Raw genomic sequence first — 15,745 nt, 5'->3', positions numbered from 1 at the left:
GTGAAGTTGCCGCTGCGGTCGTAAATCCAGATGGCGCTGTCGCTGCCGTAGGTGCCGGTGATGGCCAGCTGGTTGTCAGCGGTGACTTTCCAGTTGGTGACGGTCAGGGTGCGGCCGTCCGGTGCGGTCAGGATGTAGTTATCGCCGGATTTCACATAGCTGAAGGTGACCGGCCCGTCGCTCTGGCCGGTGACGGCGTCAAAGGTGACGGTCTTTGCGGATTCATCAAGGGTGACGCCGTTGCTGTAGGTGACAGAACCGGTGTCCGGTGGTGGCGGGGTCGGGTCACCGCCATCATCGCCGCCGTCGCCGCCGTCGCCGCCATCATCCGGATTGGGTGGCGTCGGGCCGGTATCAGCAGAGGTGTGGTTGCTGCCGCCATCATCGTCGTTATAGACGGCAATGCCGACCGCGGCACCCACGGCTGCAACGCCTGCGGCAACCCACTCAAGCAGGCTGTCGTCGTCTTTCGGGCACCGGGCGCTGAATTTTTCTTTATCGACCGCGCTGAGTGTGCTGCTGTCCTCGCTGCAGTTAATGGTCTGCTGTTCGTTTTTGCTGATGTCGTTCGTATCTGCCGCCCAGCTGTTGCCGCTCAGGGCCATGGCAATACATAACGACAGAATGCTGCGTCTCTTATCCATTAAAATCTCCTTTCCATATTGGATTATTTTGCTGGCGACAAAGGGTGTTTAATCCAGCGCGGCAATATTATTTTCGGAAAGGTCATAAAAAGATATGGACTGAAAATCATCACAATTTCAAAAATAAAATAACCCACCAAATTACAGTGGGTTATGAAAGGTTATATTATTTAAAAACTATTTGTAGAAATACTTAATTTATCAATCAATTCGTTATTTTTATGTCACCCATAATTGCAGTGAATATAACGATTATTTTGATGCCAGTTGATTACGGCGATATTCCCCCTGACGCTCAAACATCCAGCCAGGGTATTCACGCGGCAGTTCGCTGACATCATTCAGTTGTTGCAGCTCTTCGGCCGTGAAGCGAATATCGGTCGCCGCCAGGTTATCCTGTAACTGATCCGCGCGTTTCGCGCCGATAATCACGCTGCTGACCACCGGCTGATGCAACAGCCAGGCAAGGGCAATCTGCGCGACGGAAACACCTTTGTTTTCCGCGATGGTGCGCATGACATCCACGCAGTCAAATGCACGGTCTTTATTCACCGGCGGGAAGTCAAATTCCTGCCGGCGACCGCCGCTTTCGCTCTGCCCGTTGCGGTCATATTTACCGCTCAGCAGACCGCCCGCCAGCGGGCTCCAGACCATCAGACCGACGCCTTCGCTTTGCATCATCGGCACCAGTTCACGTTCCAGGTCGCGCCCGGCGATGGTGTAATACGCCTGCAGCGACACAAAGCGCGCCAGCCCAAGTTTGTCGGAAATGCCCAGCGCTTTCATGATTTGCCATGCCGCCCAGTTCGATACGCCGATGTAACGTACATGGCCCTGCTGGACGAGGCTGTCCAGCGCGTGGAGCGTCTCTTCCATCGGCGTTGCCGGGTCAAACCCGTGCAACTGATAGAGGTCGAGATGATCCAGTTGTAAACGGCGCAGGCTCTCTTTGACGCTGTTGATGATGTGATAACGCGAGCTGCCGCGCGAGTTAACGCCCGCCGTGCCGGTTTCGCCAAACACCTTGGTCGCCACCACCACGTTTTCGCGTGGCACTTTCAGGTTTTTCAGCGCCTGGCCGGTGATCTCCTCCGAACGCCCTTCGGAATAGACGTTGGCGGTATCGATGAAGTTAATGCCCGCATCCAGCGCGCTGCCCACCAGCTGTTCGGCTTCTGCCTGACGCAACTGGCCAATCTTGCCCCACATGCCGCCTTCACCACCGAATGTCATGGTGCCGAGGCACAGTTCAGACACAAACAACCCGGTATTGCCTAGTTTCTGGTATCTCACAGGAGTCTCCTCGAATTGAATGATGCGAGTGCCCTATAGTTATAGCCAGTGACGGGGGTTTGCGAATGGGGCAATTCTGCCCGTTTCTTGCCTGATCCTCTTTATCTGACGAACAGTAACAGATAACCGACAAGCGCCGCCCATACCAGAACAGGCAGCGAATAGAGGTGAAAGCGCCACCAGATGCGGCGATCGTTCGCCATCCGCAGCGCAATGAGATTAGCCAGCGATCCGGGTAATAATCCAAACCCGCCGACGTTGACCGCCCAGGCGAGCAGCGTCGTTGGCGGTACATAATTCAGCAGCAGAATGGTAGACGGCACATTACTGATAAACTGCGACAGGCCAATAGCGGTCAGCCACAGGCCGCCATCGGAGAATTGACCGACGCCGGTCAGCAGATGATGCAGCGCGGGAAGCTGCGTCAGCAGATGCACATCAATAAACATCGCCACAAACACCAGCAGCAGCGACCAGTCAACGCTCAGCACCACCCGCCGCGCCAGTAACAGAAACCCGGCGGCGATAAGCACCAGCCCCCACAGTTCCAGTTTCAGCTCCAGCGCCACCAGAAAGACCAGGTAAAATGCCAGACAGCTCCAGACCAATACCGGCGACCACTGCGGCGTGCGGTCACTGCTCTGAAAGACCAGCTTTTTTGCCGGGAAACAGAACCAGCACAGCACCAGCAGCGTCAGCATCATCGCCAGCGCCAGCGGAAACATCTGGCCGATGAACGTGGTGAAGGAAAGGCCGGATCGCCCCCACAGCAGGATGTTTTGCGGGTTACCGATGGGCGTCAGCAGCGAACCGGCGTTGACCGCCAGCGCTTCGAAGATAATCAGCCGGTTAACCGGGATAGCGCACCATTTTTTCAGTGTCAGGGTCAGCGGCACGATGATAAACAGCGCGACATCGTTGGTTAAAAAGGTCGACAGCAGCGCGGCAGCCAGCACCATAAAGAGGGCGAGTTGCCGTTCGGTGACAAACCGGCGCGCCATTTTACGCCCGAGCACATCAAAATAACCGCTCAGTTCCACCCCTTTGGTGAGCAGCATCAGACCGCTGAGGGTGATAATGGTGTGCCAGTCAATGGCGGCTGGCCATTTTTGTGGGGCGAAGGGAACCAGAAAACTTAGCAGGATACCGATAACGATCAGCAGGTGCAGGAATCGATCACGCGCCAGCGCGCGCAAAAACGGCAGATTCATTCAGAACGTTGCCCCTGCTTCAGGGTGAACTGGTGAAAGACGTCGAGAGTTTCCTGGCTGACATGGTGTTCGATGCCTTCGGCGTCGCGACGGGCAATCTCCGGGCTGACGCCAAGCACCAGCAGGAAGTTTTCAACGATATGGTGACGGATGCGGCTTTCCTCCGCCAGGCGCTCCCCTTCGGCGGTCAGAAACACGCCGCGCCATGGGATCTGTTCAATCAGCCCGACGCTCGCCAGCCGTTTGAGCATTTTTGCCACGGTCGGCTGCGACACGCCAAGACGGGCGGCCATGTCGACCTGGCGGGCTTCCCCCACGTCGCGGATCAAATCGGAAATCAGTTCGACATAGTCATCAATCAGCTCGCGACGATGCGCCTCGCGCACCTGGCGAAAAGCTTCGACGTGCTCTTCCACATTCACCAGATGCTTTACTTTTTTCTTCACTGGCGACCCCTCGCGACGACTCATTGTGCTTCCTCATTCATGCAACGCGTCAAAGCATCATATAAAGAAGCACCATTGTAAAGGATCGCGCCGATAGCACAAAAATTTAACGTGTTAGCCATAGCTATATAATATAGCCTGTGCTATATCTGTATATAAGACAGACACTCTTCATGGACTGAAGAAGCAACAGATCCCGGGAGGCTGCCATGAATGAACTCAAGAGGTGCTTACGCGTGTTTACTCACTCTCCTTTTAAAGTCCGGTTGATGCTGCTGAACATGTTGTGCGACTACATCAACAACAAACCGCAGCAGGATAAACCTTCTCACTAAAAAGCGGCGTCGCGGTACGCCGCTTCATTTTTTTGTCACAATCCCCTGTCAGACTGACGTTAGCATCACAAAATTCGCCTGTTTTTTTGCGGATTTGCAAACTTCCTCGCAAAACATTTGCTTACCGGTAGTTGACCTTCTCATAGCGTCGCTCTATCTTCGTGCAGCCCTGCATGGCTTATGGCATTCAGCTGAGAACCTTTCTCGTTTTTCTCGCACTATCCCGGCAGGTTTTAACCCTTGACGCCAGGGGAAGCACATGGCGTTTTTTTGATAGTGACCTATGAATTTAACCCTGAAAGATTCACTCGCTGCCCGCAGTGCGGCCTTAAGCCCGTGGACAGGTTTTTATGTCCTGCAATCTCTGCTTATTAACCTCGCGCTGGGTTACGCCTTTAGTGCGCTCTATACCGTGGCGTTTGCCTGCGTCCTGCATTTATTGTGGCGCACGTTTCCGCGCGTGCAAAAGGCGCTTGTTGGCGCCTGTTCGCTGGTGGCAGCCTTCTATTTTCCGTTCGCCCAGGCGTATGGCGCGCCGAACTTCAATACCCTGCTGGCGCTGCACTCCACCAATATGGAAGAGTCGACGGAAATCCTCACTATCTTCCCGTGGTACAGCTATTTTATCGGCGTCTTTATTTTTGCCCTCGGCGTGATTGCCGTGCGCCGCAAAATCACCGAAAGCAAACCGTGGGGAAAACTGGAAATGCTGGCGCTGGTCTTCTGCGCCGGAACGTTTTTCGTTCAGCCGGTGCAAAACCTGGCGTGGGGCGGCGTATTTAAAGTGATCGATACCGGGTATCCGGCGTTTCGCTTTGTGAAAGACGTGATCGTCAGTAACCATGAAGTGCTCGACGAAAAAGCGCGCCTGGCGGAACTGTCCGGCATGAAAGACACCTGGAATATCGTGGCGGTGAAGCCGAAGTATCACACTTATGTGGTGGTGATTGGCGAAAGCGCGCGCCGCGATGCACTTGGCGCTTTTGGCGGCCACTGGGATAACACTCCGTTCGCCAGCCATATCAACGGCTATCTGTTTACCGACTATATCGCGGCCAGCGGCTCGACGCAGAAATCGCTCGGTCTCACGCTCAACCGGGTGGTTGACGGTAAACCGCAGTATCAGGATAACTTCGTCACCCTCGCTAACCGCGCGGGTTTCCAGACCTGGTGGTTCTCGAATCAGGGGCAGATCGGCGAGTACGATACCGCCATCGCCAGCATCGCGAAACGTGCCGACGAAGTGCAGTTCCTTAAAAGCGGTGATTTCGAAGCGGATAAAAACACCCGTGACGAGGCGCTGCTGAAAATGACCGCACAGGTCTTTTCCAGCGAGCACACACAGCCACAGCTGATTGTGCTGCACCTGATGGGCTCGCATCCGCAGGCGTGCGACCGGACGCAAGGGAAATACGCGGAGTTCGTGCAGTCGAAAGAAACGTCATGCTATCTCTATACCATGACGCAAACCGATGAGCTGCTGAGCAAGCTGTATACGCAACTGCGCAATACCGGCGACAGCTTCTCGATGGTCTATTTCTCCGATCACGGGCTGGCGTTTAAAGAGCGTGGTAAAGAGGTACAGTACCTGGCGCATGACGACAAGTTCCAGCAGAACTTCCAGGTGCCGTTTATGGTGCTTTCCAGCGATGACAAATCACACCGCATCATTAAAGCGCGCCGTTCCGCGAATGATTTCCTGAGCTTCTTCTCACAGTGGACGGGCATTAAAGCGAAAGAGATCGCCTCCCGTTACCGTTTCATGTCGGAGCAGAAAGCCGGTCCGGTGTATATCACCAACTTCAAATTGCAGAAGGTGGATTACAACCATCTTGGCACCGACATTTTCACCACCAACAGCCGTTAAGCGGTGACGCGCAGGCAAAAAAAATCCGCCCATGAGGCGGATTTTTTATTATCACCGAAGTGATTAGAAACGGTAACCAACGCCTGCGATCCAGGTGCCAACGTCAACGTTACGAATACGAGACTGCTCGTAGGAGACGTCCAGAGCCACGTTCTCGATCGGGTTGAACTGGAGACCAGCACCGTAGGAGAAGCCGTAATCGCTGGTGTCAGACTTGCTAGCCGGGAAGTCGTTCGCCTGGAATTTACCGTAGCCAACACCCACTACACCGTAGATGCTTGCCCAGTCGTTGATGCGGTAAGCCGGACCCGCAGTGATACCGTAGTACTGGCCTTTGTTGTAAACGCCGTTTTCGGTACGATCTTTTTCAGTGTAAGTAAAGGAACCGATAACCCCGAGCGGGTTGCTGTCGTCGAACTCGTAACGGTACTTCAGGTTGAAACCGTTAGCTTTGTTAGCAACGCCCTGCATATCGCTCTGAGCGTAACCACCCGTAACGGTAGAAGTACCTGCAACAGCAGAACCTGCGGAAACAGCCAGAACTGCGGCCAGTGCTGAAAGACATGCAATTTTTTTCATAACCACCTCAAATGTGCTTCAAGTAAATCCTAAGTTTTAAATATATCAAAATTTGTTAAGAAACTCTTTCCACTTTACGCTGTCTAAGGTGCCATTTCATGTAACCAAACGTTTCTATGACTGACTATACCTTTCAAAAATCAGCGAATTTACCGAATATTACGCCATTATTGCGAGCATTACACCCGCCCCTCATCCAGATTAATCCTAATTTGGCAGCGTAAAAATCCGACAGCGTGGCGGTATTCTACGACGTTCCGGCTGCTTTTTTTTCAACAATCGCTAAACCGCGACGGGGTAATTCATTTACACTGACGGTTTTACTTCCTTTGACAAAAACTGACAGGAGAAAGGATGCCCGGGTCGTCCCGCACCACACCAGCCTGGTTGCCAATTCTGGTGATAATCATTGCGATGTGCTCCATTCAGAGCGGCGCGTCGCTGGCTAAATCGTTGTTTCCGCTGGTAGGGGCTCCGGGAGTCACCGCGCTGCGACTGGCGCTGGGCACACTGATCCTGGTGGTGATTTTTAAGCCGTGGCGGTTGCGCTTCGAAAAATCAAAGCGCCTGCCTTTGCTTCTGTACGGGCTGTCGCTCGGCGCGATGAACTACCTGTTTTATCTCTCCATTCAGCGCATTCCGTTAGGCATCGCCGTGGCGCTGGAATTTACCGGGCCGCTGGCCGTCGCCCTCTTCTCCTCCCGCCGCGCCGTTGATTTTGTGTGGGTGGTACTGGCCGTGGTGGGGCTGTGGTTCCTGTTGCCGCTGGGCCAGCAGGTCGCGCATGTTGATCTCGCAGGTGCCGCACTGGCGCTGGGCGCCGGGGCTGGCTGGGCGGTGTACATTCTGACCGGCCAGCGCGTCGGTGAAGAGCATGGCGCGGCGACGGTTTCCGCAGGCTCGCTGATTGCCGCAATCGTATTTGTTCCGATTGGCGTGATGCAGACTGGCGATGCGCTCTGGCACTGGTCGCTGCTGCCGCTCGGGCTGGCGATTGCCGTGCTTTCCACGGCGCTGCCCTACTCGCTGGAAATGATCGCCCTCACCCGCCTGCCGACGCGTACCTTTGGCACGCTGATGAGCATGGAGCCCGCGCTGGCGGCGATCTCCGGGATGATTTTCCTCAACGAGACGCTGACGTTTACCCAGTGGCTGGCGTTGCTGGCAATTGTGACGGCATCGATGGGCTCCGCCTTAACGGTACGCGGCAGCAGCACTATTAAAGAGGTGGATATCAGTTAATTCCTGGCCGCAACCTACATTTTCCACTATCAAACCGATAGGTACAGCGTGAATCGTACTGTCTGGATCCGGTGCTATACTTAGTTCCGTTAATTATCGGGGATAATACATTTCAAGAGGATATGAGATTATGGCTACCGCTAAACTGGTAAAAACTAAAACATCTAATCTGCTTTATACTCGCAACGATGTATCGGATAGTGAAAAGAAAGCCACGGTTGAGTTGCTCAACCGCCAGGTCGTTCAGTTCATTGACCTGTCGCTGATCACTAAACAAGCCCACTGGAATATGCGCGGCGCGAACTTTATTGCAGTGCATGAAATGCTGGACGGTTTCCGTACTGCGCTGACCGACCACCTGGATACCATGGCAGAACGTGCCGTTCAGCTCGGTGGCGTGGCGCTGGGCACCACTCAGGTCATCAACAATAAAACGCCGCTGAAAAGCTACCCGCTGGATATTCACAACGTTCAGGATCACCTGAAAGAGCTGGCTGACCGTTACGCTATCGTGGCGAACGATGTCCGTAAGGCCATCAGCGAAGCGAAAGACGAAGATACGGCCGATATCTTCACTGCGGCGTCCCGCGACCTCGATAAATTCCTGTGGTTTATCGAATCCAACATCGCCTGATATCGCCTGATTCAGTCTGTAAAACTAAAGCCTCCACCTTCGTGGGGGCTTTGCACATTAATGGTGCATCTTTCTGCACCATTACGCGCCTAAGTAAACTAATTGTAATAATCTCCTCACACAATCGTTAACAAAAGATTGTTTTATCACCGGCTGTTGCGATAAAAAACACCTTCCATCTCGGTGCGGCAAAATTGCACCAAAATGACGCCCCATAACGGTGCATATAAGCTGAATCCTGCCCGTTATTGTGCATCGCCAGTTTCTTCAGTTGTTATAAAACAACAAGTTGCAAACATGGCACGATTTTTTCATATTGCCCTGTGTTCTCGCAGGGGATCGCCCCGTGGATAAAAAAAAGGAAATTCTATGAAGTCTGTACTCAAAGTTTCACTGGCTGCACTGACCCTGGCTTTTGCGATGTCCTCTCAGGCCGCGGAAAAACAACTGGTTGTCGCTACCGACACCGCATTTGTCCCTTTTGAATTTAAGCAAGGCGATAAGTATGTCGGCTTTGACGTCGACCTGTGGGCGGCTATCGCTAAAGAGCTAAAACTCGACTACACCCTGAAACCGATGGATTTCAGCGGCATCATTCCGGCACTGCAAACCAAAAACGTCGATCTGGCGCTGGCTGGCATCACGATCACTGAAGAGCGTAAAAAAGCGGTCGAGTTCTCTGACGGCTACTACAAAAGCGGTCTGCTGGTGATGGTGAAAGCGAACAACAACGACATCAAAAGCGTGAAAGATCTGGACGGCAAAGTGGTCGCGGTGAAGAGCGGCACCGGTTCGGTTGACTACGCGAAAGCCAATATCAAATCTAAAGACCTGCGTCAGTTCCCGAACATCGATAACGCGTACATGGAACTGGGCACCAACCGTGCAGACGCGGTGCTGCATGACACGCCGAACATCCTGTACTTCATCAAAACCGCCGGTAATGGTCAGTTCAAAGCGGTAGGTGAATCACTGGAAGCGCAGCAGTATGGCGTCGCGTTCCCGAAAGGCAGCGACGAGTTGCGTGAGAAAGTGAACGGCGCGCTGAAAACACTGCATGAAAACGGTACGTACAACGAAATCTATAAAAAATGGTTCGGTTCAGAACCTAAATAATTCTGCCTGAATTCAGGTTTGTAACGCCCGGTGGCGCTTGCGCTTACCGGGCCTACGTTTTTCGATTTTCACCACGGTATACAGGAACTTATCATGCAGTTTGACTGGAGTGCCATCTGGCCTGCCATTCCGCTTTTGATGGAAGGCGCCAAAATGACGCTGTTGATCTCTGTTGTCGGCCTGATTGGCGGCGTGATCATCGGTCTGGCAGCGGGTTTTGCGCGCTGCTTTGGCGGATGGATTTCCAACCATCTCGCGCTGGTCTTCATCGAAGTGATCCGCGGCACCCCGATCGTCGTGCAGGTGATGTTTATCTACTTCGCCCTGCCGATGGCGTTTACCGACCTGCGTATTGACCCGTTCAGCGCCGCTGTCGTCACCATTATGATTAACTCCGGCGCCTACATCGCGGAAATCACCCGCGGCGCGGTGTTGTCTATTCACAAGGGCTTTCGCGAAGCCGGTCTGGCGCTGGGGTTGTCCCGCCGCGAAACCATTCGCCATGTGATCCTGCCGCTGGCGTTGCGCCGTATGCTGCCACCGCTCGGCAACCAGTGGATCATCAGCATTAAAGATACCTCGCTGTTTATTGTTATCGGCGTTGCCGAACTGACCCGTCAGGGCCAGGAGATCATTGCGGGTAACTTCCGTGCGCTGGAAATCTGGAGTGCGGTCGCCGTGTTCTATCTGATCATCACCCTGGTGCTGAGCTTCATTCTGCGTCGTCTTGAAAGAAGGATGAAAATCCTGTGATTGAATTTAAAAACGTCTCCAAGCACTTTGGCCCGACCCAGGTGCTGCATAACATCGATCTGAACATCAAACAGGGCGAAGTGGTGGTGATTATCGGTCCGTCAGGCTCCGGTAAATCGACGCTGCTGCGCTGTATCAACAAGCTGGAAGAGATCACCAGTGGCGAGCTTATTGTTGACGGTCTGAAGGTCAACGATCCGAAAGTGGACGAACGCCTGATTCGCCAGGAAGCGGGCATGGTGTTCCAGCAGTTCTACCTGTTCCCGCATCTGACGGCGCTGGAAAACGTCATGTTTGGCCCGTTGCGTGTGCGTGGCGCGGACAAAGCCACTGCCGAGAAACAGGCGAAGGAGTTGCTGGCGAAAGTGGGGCTTGCCGAACGCGCGCACCACTATCCGTCTGAACTTTCCGGCGGTCAGCAGCAGCGCGTCGCCATTGCCCGCGCGCTGGCAGTAAAACCGAAAATGATGCTGTTTGATGAGCCGACCTCGGCACTGGATCCGGAACTGCGTCATGAAGTGCTGAAAGTGATGCAGGATCTGGCCGAAGAAGGCATGACGATGGTGATTGTGACCCACGAAATCGGCTTTGCTGAGAAAGTGGCTTCCCGTCTGATCTTCATCGATAAAGGCCGCATCGCGGAAGATGGCGACCCGCAAGTGTTAGTCAAAAACCCGCCGAGCCAGCGCCTGCAGGAGTTCCTGCAGCACGTTTCCTGATTGTCCGCCCTGCTCTCTCCCCGCCGGGGAGAGAGTGATTGCCTCACCAGATTGTTCTCAAAACCCGCGCGCTTCCGCCTGCCTTCTATACTTATCATTTTGTTGGACATTTTTGATGGAGGTTATCGTGCCGTGGGTTTTCCTCTTCCTTTTCGCCCTGTTCAGTGCGCCGCTACAGGCAGTGACGATCCCGGGCGTAACCACCAGCACTTCGTCCGACACCAGCCAGGCGTCCACTCAGGAGCCTGATCTGGCGCAGAAAAAAGCGGCCTATGCGGCGCTGGCGGATGTTCTGGAAAACGACACGTCACGTAAAGAATTGATCGACCAGCTGCGGCAGGCGGCAGCCACACCGCCTGCGGAACAGGTGCCAAAAATCACCCCGCCGGAAGTCGCTGAACAAAAAACGGTGCTCGAAAACGTCACCGATCTCAGCCGTCACTATGGCGAGCAACTGTCGTCGCGCTTCGCCCAGCTGTGGCGCAACATTACCGGCTCGCCACACAAGCCGTTTAACCCGCAGACCTTCACCAACGCCCTGACCCATTTTCTGCTGCTGGCTGCGCTGGTGTTCGCCATCTACGGCCTGTTACGCCTCTGTGCGTTGCCGCTGTACCGCAAAATGGGGCAATGGGGGCGAAGGAAAAACCGCGAGCGCAATAACTGGCTGCAATTACCGTCGATGATTGTTGGTGCGTTTATTATCGACCTGCTGTTGCTGGCGCTTACGCTGTTCATCGGCCAGATGCTGAGCGATAACCTGAACGCCGGCAGTCGTACCATCGCCTTTCAGCAGAGCCTGTTTCTCAACGCCTTTGCGCTGATCGAGTTTTTCAAAGCCATTCTGCGGCTGGTCTTTTGCCCACGGGTCGCCGAGCTGCGTCCGTTTAATACCCAGGATGACGTCGCGCGTTACTGGAACCTGCGGCTGAGCGCGCTGAGCAGTCTTATCGGCTACGGGCTGATTGTGGCGGTGCCGATTATCTCCAACCAGATTAACGTGCAGGTAGGCGCGCTGGCGAACGTGGCGATTATGCTGGTGATCACGCTCTGGGCGCTGCGGTTGATTTTCCGCAACAAACAGAACATCACCCATAGCCTGCAGCAACTGGCTGACCATTCGCTGCCCTTTTTCAGCCTGTTTATCCGCGCCTTTGCGCTGGTGTGGCACTGGGTGGCGAGCGCTTATTTCATCGTGCTGTTCTTTTTCTCGCTGTTCGACCCCGGCAACAGCCTGAAATTTATGATGGGCGCGACGGTGCGCAGTCTGGTGATCATCAGCATTGCGGCTTTCGCTTCCGGCATTCTCTCCCGCTGGATCGCGAAAACCATCACCCTGTCGCCGGAAACGCAGCGCAGTTATCCTGAACTGCAAAAGCGGCTGAACGGCTGGATCTCCGCATCGTTAAAATTTGCCCGCTTTCTGATTGTCTGCGTCGCCGTCATGATGCTGCTCAGCGCCTGGGGGCTGTTCGATTTCTGGCAATGGCTGCATTACGGCGCGGGAGAGAAAACCGTCGATATCCTGATCCGCATTGCGCTGATCCTCTTTTTCTCTGCGCTGGGCTGGACGGTGCTCGCCAGTCTTATCGAAAACCGCCTCGCGTCAGATATTCATGGCCGCCCGCTACCCAGCGCGCGCACCCGCACATTGCTGACGCTGTTTCGCAATGCGCTGGCAGTGGTGATCAGTACCATCACAGTAATGATTGTGCTGTCGGAAATTGGCGTCAATATCGCCCCGCTGCTGGCAGGGGCCGGGGCACTGGGTCTGGCGATTTCGTTCGGTGCGCAGACGCTGGTGAAAGATATTATTACCGGGATCTTCATTCAGTTTGAGAATGGCATGAATACCGGCGACCTGGTGACCATCGGGCCGCTGACCGGAACGGTGGAACGGATGTCGATTCGATCTGTCGGCGTGCGTCAGGATACCGGTGCGTATCACATCATTCCCTGGTCGTCGATCACCACCTTCGCCAACTTTGTGCGCGGTATTGGCTCGGTGGTGGCGAACTATGACGTCGACCGCCAGGAAGATACCGACAAAGCCAATCAGGCACTAAAAGATGCGGTTGCCGAATTGATGGAGCAGGAGGAAATCCGCGGGCTTATCATCGGCGAACCGTCGTTTGCCGGGCTGGTAGGGCTGACCAATACCGCGTTTACTCTGCGCGTCTCCTTCACCACCCTGCCGCTGAAGCAGTGGACCGTGCGCTTTGCGCTCGACACGCAGGTGAAAAAACATTTTGACCGCGCGGGGATTCGCGCCCCGGTGCAGACCTACCAGATGCTGCCTGTCAGCGGCGCCGCACCCGAAGGCCAGCCACCGCCGCAGGAGCCGACGCTTTAGCGCGAGCGGGAGGCGAAACGACGACGCTGCTCGTCATTCATAAAGGTCCAGGCGATAAAGCGGCTCTGCTTTTGCCCCTGGGCCATCTCTTTTTTCACGACTTTCACGGCGCCTGCCTGCGTCAGCGCGCGGTACAGTTCCGGCAGATTATCGCCACGGGAAACCAGCGAGGTGAACCACATCACCTGGCGCGCGAACGACTGGCTTTCGGCGATCATTTTACTGATGAATGCCACTTCGCCACCCTCGCACCACAATTCCTGTTGCTGGCCGCCAAAGTTGAGTGCGTCGTGTTTGTCCTGCCCCAGATTGCGACGCTTGCGCTCACTGCCCTGACGCGCCGCGGCGGCAGAATCATGGAACGGCGGATTGCACAGCGTGGCGTCATATTCTTCATTCTTATGAATGATGCCATTGAAGATCTGCTCCGGGTTTTTCTGCCTGCGCAGACGGTTCTGGCGGCTCAGCCCGGCATTGCCGCTGACAATCGCCTGCGCGCTGGCGAAGGCGTCAGCATCTACTTCACTGCCGGTAAAGCGCCAGCCATATTCATGTGCGCCAATCAGCGGATAAATGCAGTTGGCACCGATGCCGATGTCAAGAACAGTGGCATTACGCGGGATCTCGCCAGTCGTTTCACCCAGCAGATCCGCCAGATGGTGGATGTAATCAGCGCGCCCCGGCACCGGCGGGCAGAGAAAGCCGTCGGGAATGTCCCAGTGCTCAACGCCATAAAAATGCGCCAGCAACGCTTTGTTCAGCGCCTTTACCGCCAGCGGATCAGCAAAATTGACCGTCTGCTCCCCTGCCGGGTTGAGCGTTAAAAAGGGCGCCAGCTGCGGGCTGGTCTGGCTCAGCGCGGTGAGATCGTAGCGAGTGTTATGACGGTTACGCGGGTGCAGTCCCGGCTTCTGGGCTTTCATGGCTTTCTCCTGTGTTCCGCGGCGTAAGATACCCGTTGACGGCGGCCGGGTAAATAAGTGAGGCTGGAGAAAATCATGACGACAACAAGGTGCGCTATGTATTTCTATCAACCTTCGCAGGGACACGGACTGCCACACGACCCGCTGAACGCCATTATCGGCCCGCGCCCCATCGGCTGGATCGCCTCCCTCGACGCAAAAGGAAGGCGTAACCTGGCGCCCTACAGCTTCTTCAACTGTTTCAACTATCGCCCGCCAATTATCGGTTTCGCCAGCAGCGGCTGGAAAGACAGCGTGCAAAACATCGTGGAGACGAAGGAATTCGTCTGGAATCTGACCACGCGAGAGCTCGCCAGCGCCATGAATGAAACCTCCGCCAGCCTGCCCCACGGCGAGGACGAGTTCGCCGTCGCCGGGCTGACTCCGGCAGCAAGCCGCTTTGTCACCGCGCCACGCGTGGCGGAAAGCCCGGTCAACTTCGAATGCAAACTGTCGCAGTGCATCCAGCTCACCGCCGCCGACGGCACCCCGGTTGATACCTGGCTGGTGCTCGGAGAAGTGGTCGGTATTCATATTGATGAAACCCTGCTGGAGAACGGTATTTATCAGACCGCCAAAGCCAACCCGGTGCTGCGCGCGGGCGGCCCTACGGCGTATTACACTATCAGCGACAGTCACCGGTTTGATTTAGTGCGGCCGGATGCGCGGTAATTCCTCATAAAACAGTCACTTCCAGGTGGCTGTTTTGTCAGTGAAACGTCAGTTTATGTCATTCAAAAAATACGCTTTTTACCATCAATTTTTTGCGCGATTCCTCGCTTCGTGACCACCTACACTTTTAAGGTATTCCGTCGAAACAGCGAGGTTGTCACCATGAAAAGAAGTCTTGCGTTGATTGCTGCTGGCGCGCTCGCCGCCTTCTCTTTCGCGTCACAGGCGGAGCCGCAGCAACTGAATCCGGGTCAAACCGGGCAGCTACGTCCGGCAGGCACGGTGTCTGCAAGCGGTGCCAGCAGCCTGGATGATCTGCAGGCTAAACTGGCAGAAAAAGCGCATGAAGAAGGGGCATCAGGTTTTGTGATTAACAGTGCCAGCGGTGAAAACAAAATGTTCGGTACTGCCACCATCTATAAATAACGCCCTTTTCTTCCCCCGTCAGAATGCACTCACACCGTGGGTGCATTATTTTTTTCGGTCTCTTGTTTGTTTAATTTTTGACCGCATATAATAGATTTCAATGATGTGACAATGTCGGAGGTGAGACATGGCTTCAGGATGGGCAAGTGATGACGCCGTCCAGCAACAAATCGACAGCACCGTTGATGATGCCGTTGCGCGCGTGAGAAATGCCATTTCAGGCGGCGAGAGCCTCAAATTTTGTGATGAATGCGGAGAGGCTATTCCGGAAGCACGCAGAAAGGCCGTTCCGGGTGTGCGATACTGCGTCAACTGCCAGCAGCAGAAAGATTTACATAACTCTACATTTTCGGGATATAATCGTCGAGGCTCAAAGGACAGCCAGCTTCGCTGACAAATCATTACCGGTTTACACAGAATAACCCAACGTCTTTACGACCACGATTTACGGCGAAATAAGTCGCATTCCGTGCCTTTTTCGCCAGGTGATCGC

General features: G+C 54.7%; 17 protein-coding genes. 11 read left to right on the top strand and 6 right to left on the bottom strand.

Annotation, left to right across the window (positions count from 1 at the left end; all coding sequences use genetic code 11):
- The 4 genes from AOY23_RS12885 to mntR all read right to left on the bottom strand — a co-directional run.
- The coding region (locus AOY23_RS12885; RefSeq protein WP_459543221.1) for a BigA/YdbA N-terminal beta-barrel domain-containing protein at positions 1-644 on the bottom strand (644 nt) is incomplete at its 3' end.
- Between the two features lie 252 nt (positions 645-896).
- Positions 897-1,937: an aldo/keto reductase gene (locus tag AOY23_RS12880; RefSeq protein ID WP_054180009.1), complete on the bottom strand. Its 1,041-nt coding sequence runs from the start codon at positions 1,935-1,937 to the stop codon at positions 897-899.
- Positions 1,938-2,038: 101 nt separating this feature from the next.
- Positions 2,039-3,148, bottom strand: a complete 1,110-nt coding sequence (locus AOY23_RS12875; RefSeq protein ID WP_054180008.1) for an anion transporter — start codon at positions 3,146-3,148, stop codon at positions 2,039-2,041.
- On the bottom strand, positions 3,145-3,618 hold the full coding sequence (gene mntR / locus AOY23_RS12870) for a manganese-binding transcriptional regulator MntR (protein ID WP_054180007.1): 474 nt from the start codon (positions 3,616-3,618) through the stop codon (positions 3,145-3,147). Before mntR ends, AOY23_RS12875 begins: the two co-directional genes overlap by 4 nt.
- A gap of 185 nt (positions 3,619-3,803) precedes the next feature.
- On the opposite strand from mntR, the gene mntS reads away from it, so the two are divergent.
- Together mntS and AOY23_RS12865 are read left to right on the top strand one after the other, a co-directional pair.
- Positions 3,804-3,929 (top strand): manganase accumulation protein MntS, encoded by a 126-nt coding sequence (gene mntS, locus AOY23_RS21825; protein ID WP_072170997.1) that lies wholly within the window; start codon positions 3,804-3,806, stop codon positions 3,927-3,929.
- Positions 3,930-4,212: 283 nt separating this feature from the next.
- Positions 4,213-5,796, top strand: coding sequence for a phosphoethanolamine transferase (locus tag AOY23_RS12865; protein ID WP_054180006.1), 1,584 nt, complete (start codon positions 4,213-4,215; stop codon positions 5,794-5,796).
- Positions 5,797-5,859: 63 nt separating this feature from the next.
- Here AOY23_RS12865 and ompX read toward each other — a convergent pair whose 3' ends face one another.
- Complete coding sequence (ompX, locus tag AOY23_RS12860) at positions 5,860-6,375, bottom strand: outer membrane protein OmpX (RefSeq protein WP_054180005.1); 516 nt, start codon at positions 6,373-6,375, stop codon at positions 5,860-5,862.
- A gap of 354 nt (positions 6,376-6,729) precedes the next feature.
- Here ompX and rhtA point away from each other — a divergent pair, with 354 nt between their 5' ends.
- From rhtA to ybiO, 6 genes are all read left to right on the top strand, one after another.
- The gene (gene rhtA, locus AOY23_RS12855) at positions 6,730-7,617 is read left to right on the top strand and encodes a threonine/homoserine exporter RhtA (RefSeq protein ID WP_054180004.1); all 888 of its coding nucleotides are present in this window, start codon (positions 6,730-6,732) and stop codon (positions 7,615-7,617) included.
- Positions 7,618-7,747: 130 nt separating this feature from the next.
- The gene (dps, locus tag AOY23_RS12850) at positions 7,748-8,251 is read left to right on the top strand and encodes a DNA starvation/stationary phase protection protein Dps (protein ID WP_054180003.1); all 504 of its coding nucleotides are present in this window, start codon (positions 7,748-7,750) and stop codon (positions 8,249-8,251) included.
- Positions 8,252-8,620: 369 nt separating this feature from the next.
- A complete protein-coding gene (gene glnH, locus AOY23_RS12845) occupies positions 8,621-9,367 on the top strand; it encodes a glutamine ABC transporter substrate-binding protein GlnH (protein ID WP_054180002.1) in 747 nt (248 codons plus the stop codon).
- A gap of 93 nt (positions 9,368-9,460) precedes the next feature.
- Complete coding sequence (glnP, locus tag AOY23_RS12840) at positions 9,461-10,120, top strand: glutamine ABC transporter permease GlnP (RefSeq protein WP_054180001.1); 660 nt, start codon at positions 9,461-9,463, stop codon at positions 10,118-10,120.
- Positions 10,117-10,839 carry a glutamine ABC transporter ATP-binding protein GlnQ gene (gene glnQ / locus AOY23_RS12835; RefSeq protein WP_054180000.1) on the top strand — a complete coding sequence of 241 codons (723 nt, stop codon included), beginning with the start codon at positions 10,117-10,119 and terminating at the stop codon, positions 10,837-10,839. The genes glnP and glnQ overlap by 4 nt, the downstream gene beginning before the upstream one ends.
- A 127-nt stretch (positions 10,840-10,966) precedes the next feature.
- Positions 10,967-13,192, top strand: coding sequence for a mechanosensitive channel protein (gene ybiO, locus AOY23_RS12830; protein WP_054179999.1), 2,226 nt, complete (start codon positions 10,967-10,969; stop codon positions 13,190-13,192).
- Here the strand turns inward: ybiO and rlmF are convergent.
- Positions 13,189-14,115 carry a 23S rRNA (adenine(1618)-N(6))-methyltransferase RlmF gene (gene rlmF, locus AOY23_RS12825; RefSeq protein WP_054179998.1) on the bottom strand — a complete coding sequence of 309 codons (927 nt, stop codon included), beginning with the start codon at positions 14,113-14,115 and terminating at the stop codon, positions 13,189-13,191. The genes ybiO and rlmF overlap by 4 nt on opposite strands.
- Positions 14,116-14,211: 96 nt before the next feature.
- Between rlmF and AOY23_RS12820 the strand changes: the two genes are divergently transcribed.
- The 3 genes from AOY23_RS12820 to AOY23_RS21815 all read left to right on the top strand — a co-directional run bounded on the left by AOY23_RS12820 (position 14,212) and on the right by AOY23_RS21815 (position 15,646).
- Positions 14,212-14,826, top strand: a complete 615-nt coding sequence (locus AOY23_RS12820) for a flavin reductase family protein (protein WP_054179997.1) — start codon at positions 14,212-14,214, stop codon at positions 14,824-14,826.
- A gap of 162 nt (positions 14,827-14,988) precedes the next feature.
- Complete coding sequence (mcbA, locus tag AOY23_RS12815; RefSeq protein ID WP_054179996.1) at positions 14,989-15,252, top strand: DUF1471 family periplasmic protein McbA; 264 nt, start codon at positions 14,989-14,991, stop codon at positions 15,250-15,252.
- Positions 15,253-15,379: 127 nt separating this feature from the next.
- Positions 15,380-15,646, top strand: a complete 267-nt coding sequence (locus AOY23_RS21815; protein ID WP_072170996.1) for a DksA/TraR family C4-type zinc finger protein — start codon at positions 15,380-15,382, stop codon at positions 15,644-15,646.
- Positions 15,647-15,745: the final 99 nt, after the last annotated feature.

Source organism: Trabulsiella odontotermitis (assembly GCF_001297775.1).
GTDB classification, from domain to species: domain Bacteria; phylum Pseudomonadota; class Gammaproteobacteria; order Enterobacterales; family Enterobacteriaceae; genus Trabulsiella; species Trabulsiella odontotermitis.
Note: the sequence above shows the minus strand (reverse complement) of the source record. Positions and strands in the feature narration are given on the sequence as shown.

Excerpts from the sequence above, each read along its gene's own strand:
- AOY23_RS12875 (WP_054180008.1), bottom strand. The coding sequence starts at position 3,148 with ATGAATCTGCCGTTTTTGCGCGCGCTGGCGCGTGATCGATTCCTGCAC.
- mntR (WP_054180007.1), bottom strand. The coding sequence starts at position 3,618 with ATGAGTCGTCGCGAGGGGTCGCCAGTGAAGAAAAAAGTAAAGCATCTG.
- mntS (WP_072170997.1), top strand. The coding sequence starts at position 3,804 with ATGAATGAACTCAAGAGGTGCTTACGCGTGTTTACTCACTCTCCTTTT.
- AOY23_RS12865 (WP_054180006.1), top strand. The coding sequence starts at position 4,213 with ATGAATTTAACCCTGAAAGATTCACTCGCTGCCCGCAGTGCGGCCTTA.
- ompX (WP_054180005.1), bottom strand. The coding sequence starts at position 6,375 with ATGAAAAAAATTGCATGTCTTTCAGCACTGGCCGCAGTTCTGGCTGTT.
- rhtA (WP_054180004.1), top strand. The coding sequence starts at position 6,730 with ATGCCCGGGTCGTCCCGCACCACACCAGCCTGGTTGCCAATTCTGGTG.
- dps (WP_054180003.1), top strand. The coding sequence starts at position 7,748 with ATGGCTACCGCTAAACTGGTAAAAACTAAAACATCTAATCTGCTTTAT.
- glnH (WP_054180002.1), top strand. The coding sequence starts at position 8,621 with ATGAAGTCTGTACTCAAAGTTTCACTGGCTGCACTGACCCTGGCTTTT.
- glnP (WP_054180001.1), top strand. The coding sequence starts at position 9,461 with ATGCAGTTTGACTGGAGTGCCATCTGGCCTGCCATTCCGCTTTTGATG.
- rlmF (WP_054179998.1), bottom strand. The coding sequence starts at position 14,115 with ATGAAAGCCCAGAAGCCGGGACTGCACCCGCGTAACCGTCATAACACT.
- AOY23_RS12820 (WP_054179997.1), top strand. The coding sequence starts at position 14,212 with ATGTATTTCTATCAACCTTCGCAGGGACACGGACTGCCACACGACCCG.
- mcbA (WP_054179996.1), top strand. The coding sequence starts at position 14,989 with ATGAAAAGAAGTCTTGCGTTGATTGCTGCTGGCGCGCTCGCCGCCTTC.
- AOY23_RS21815 (WP_072170996.1), top strand. The coding sequence starts at position 15,380 with ATGGCTTCAGGATGGGCAAGTGATGACGCCGTCCAGCAACAAATCGAC.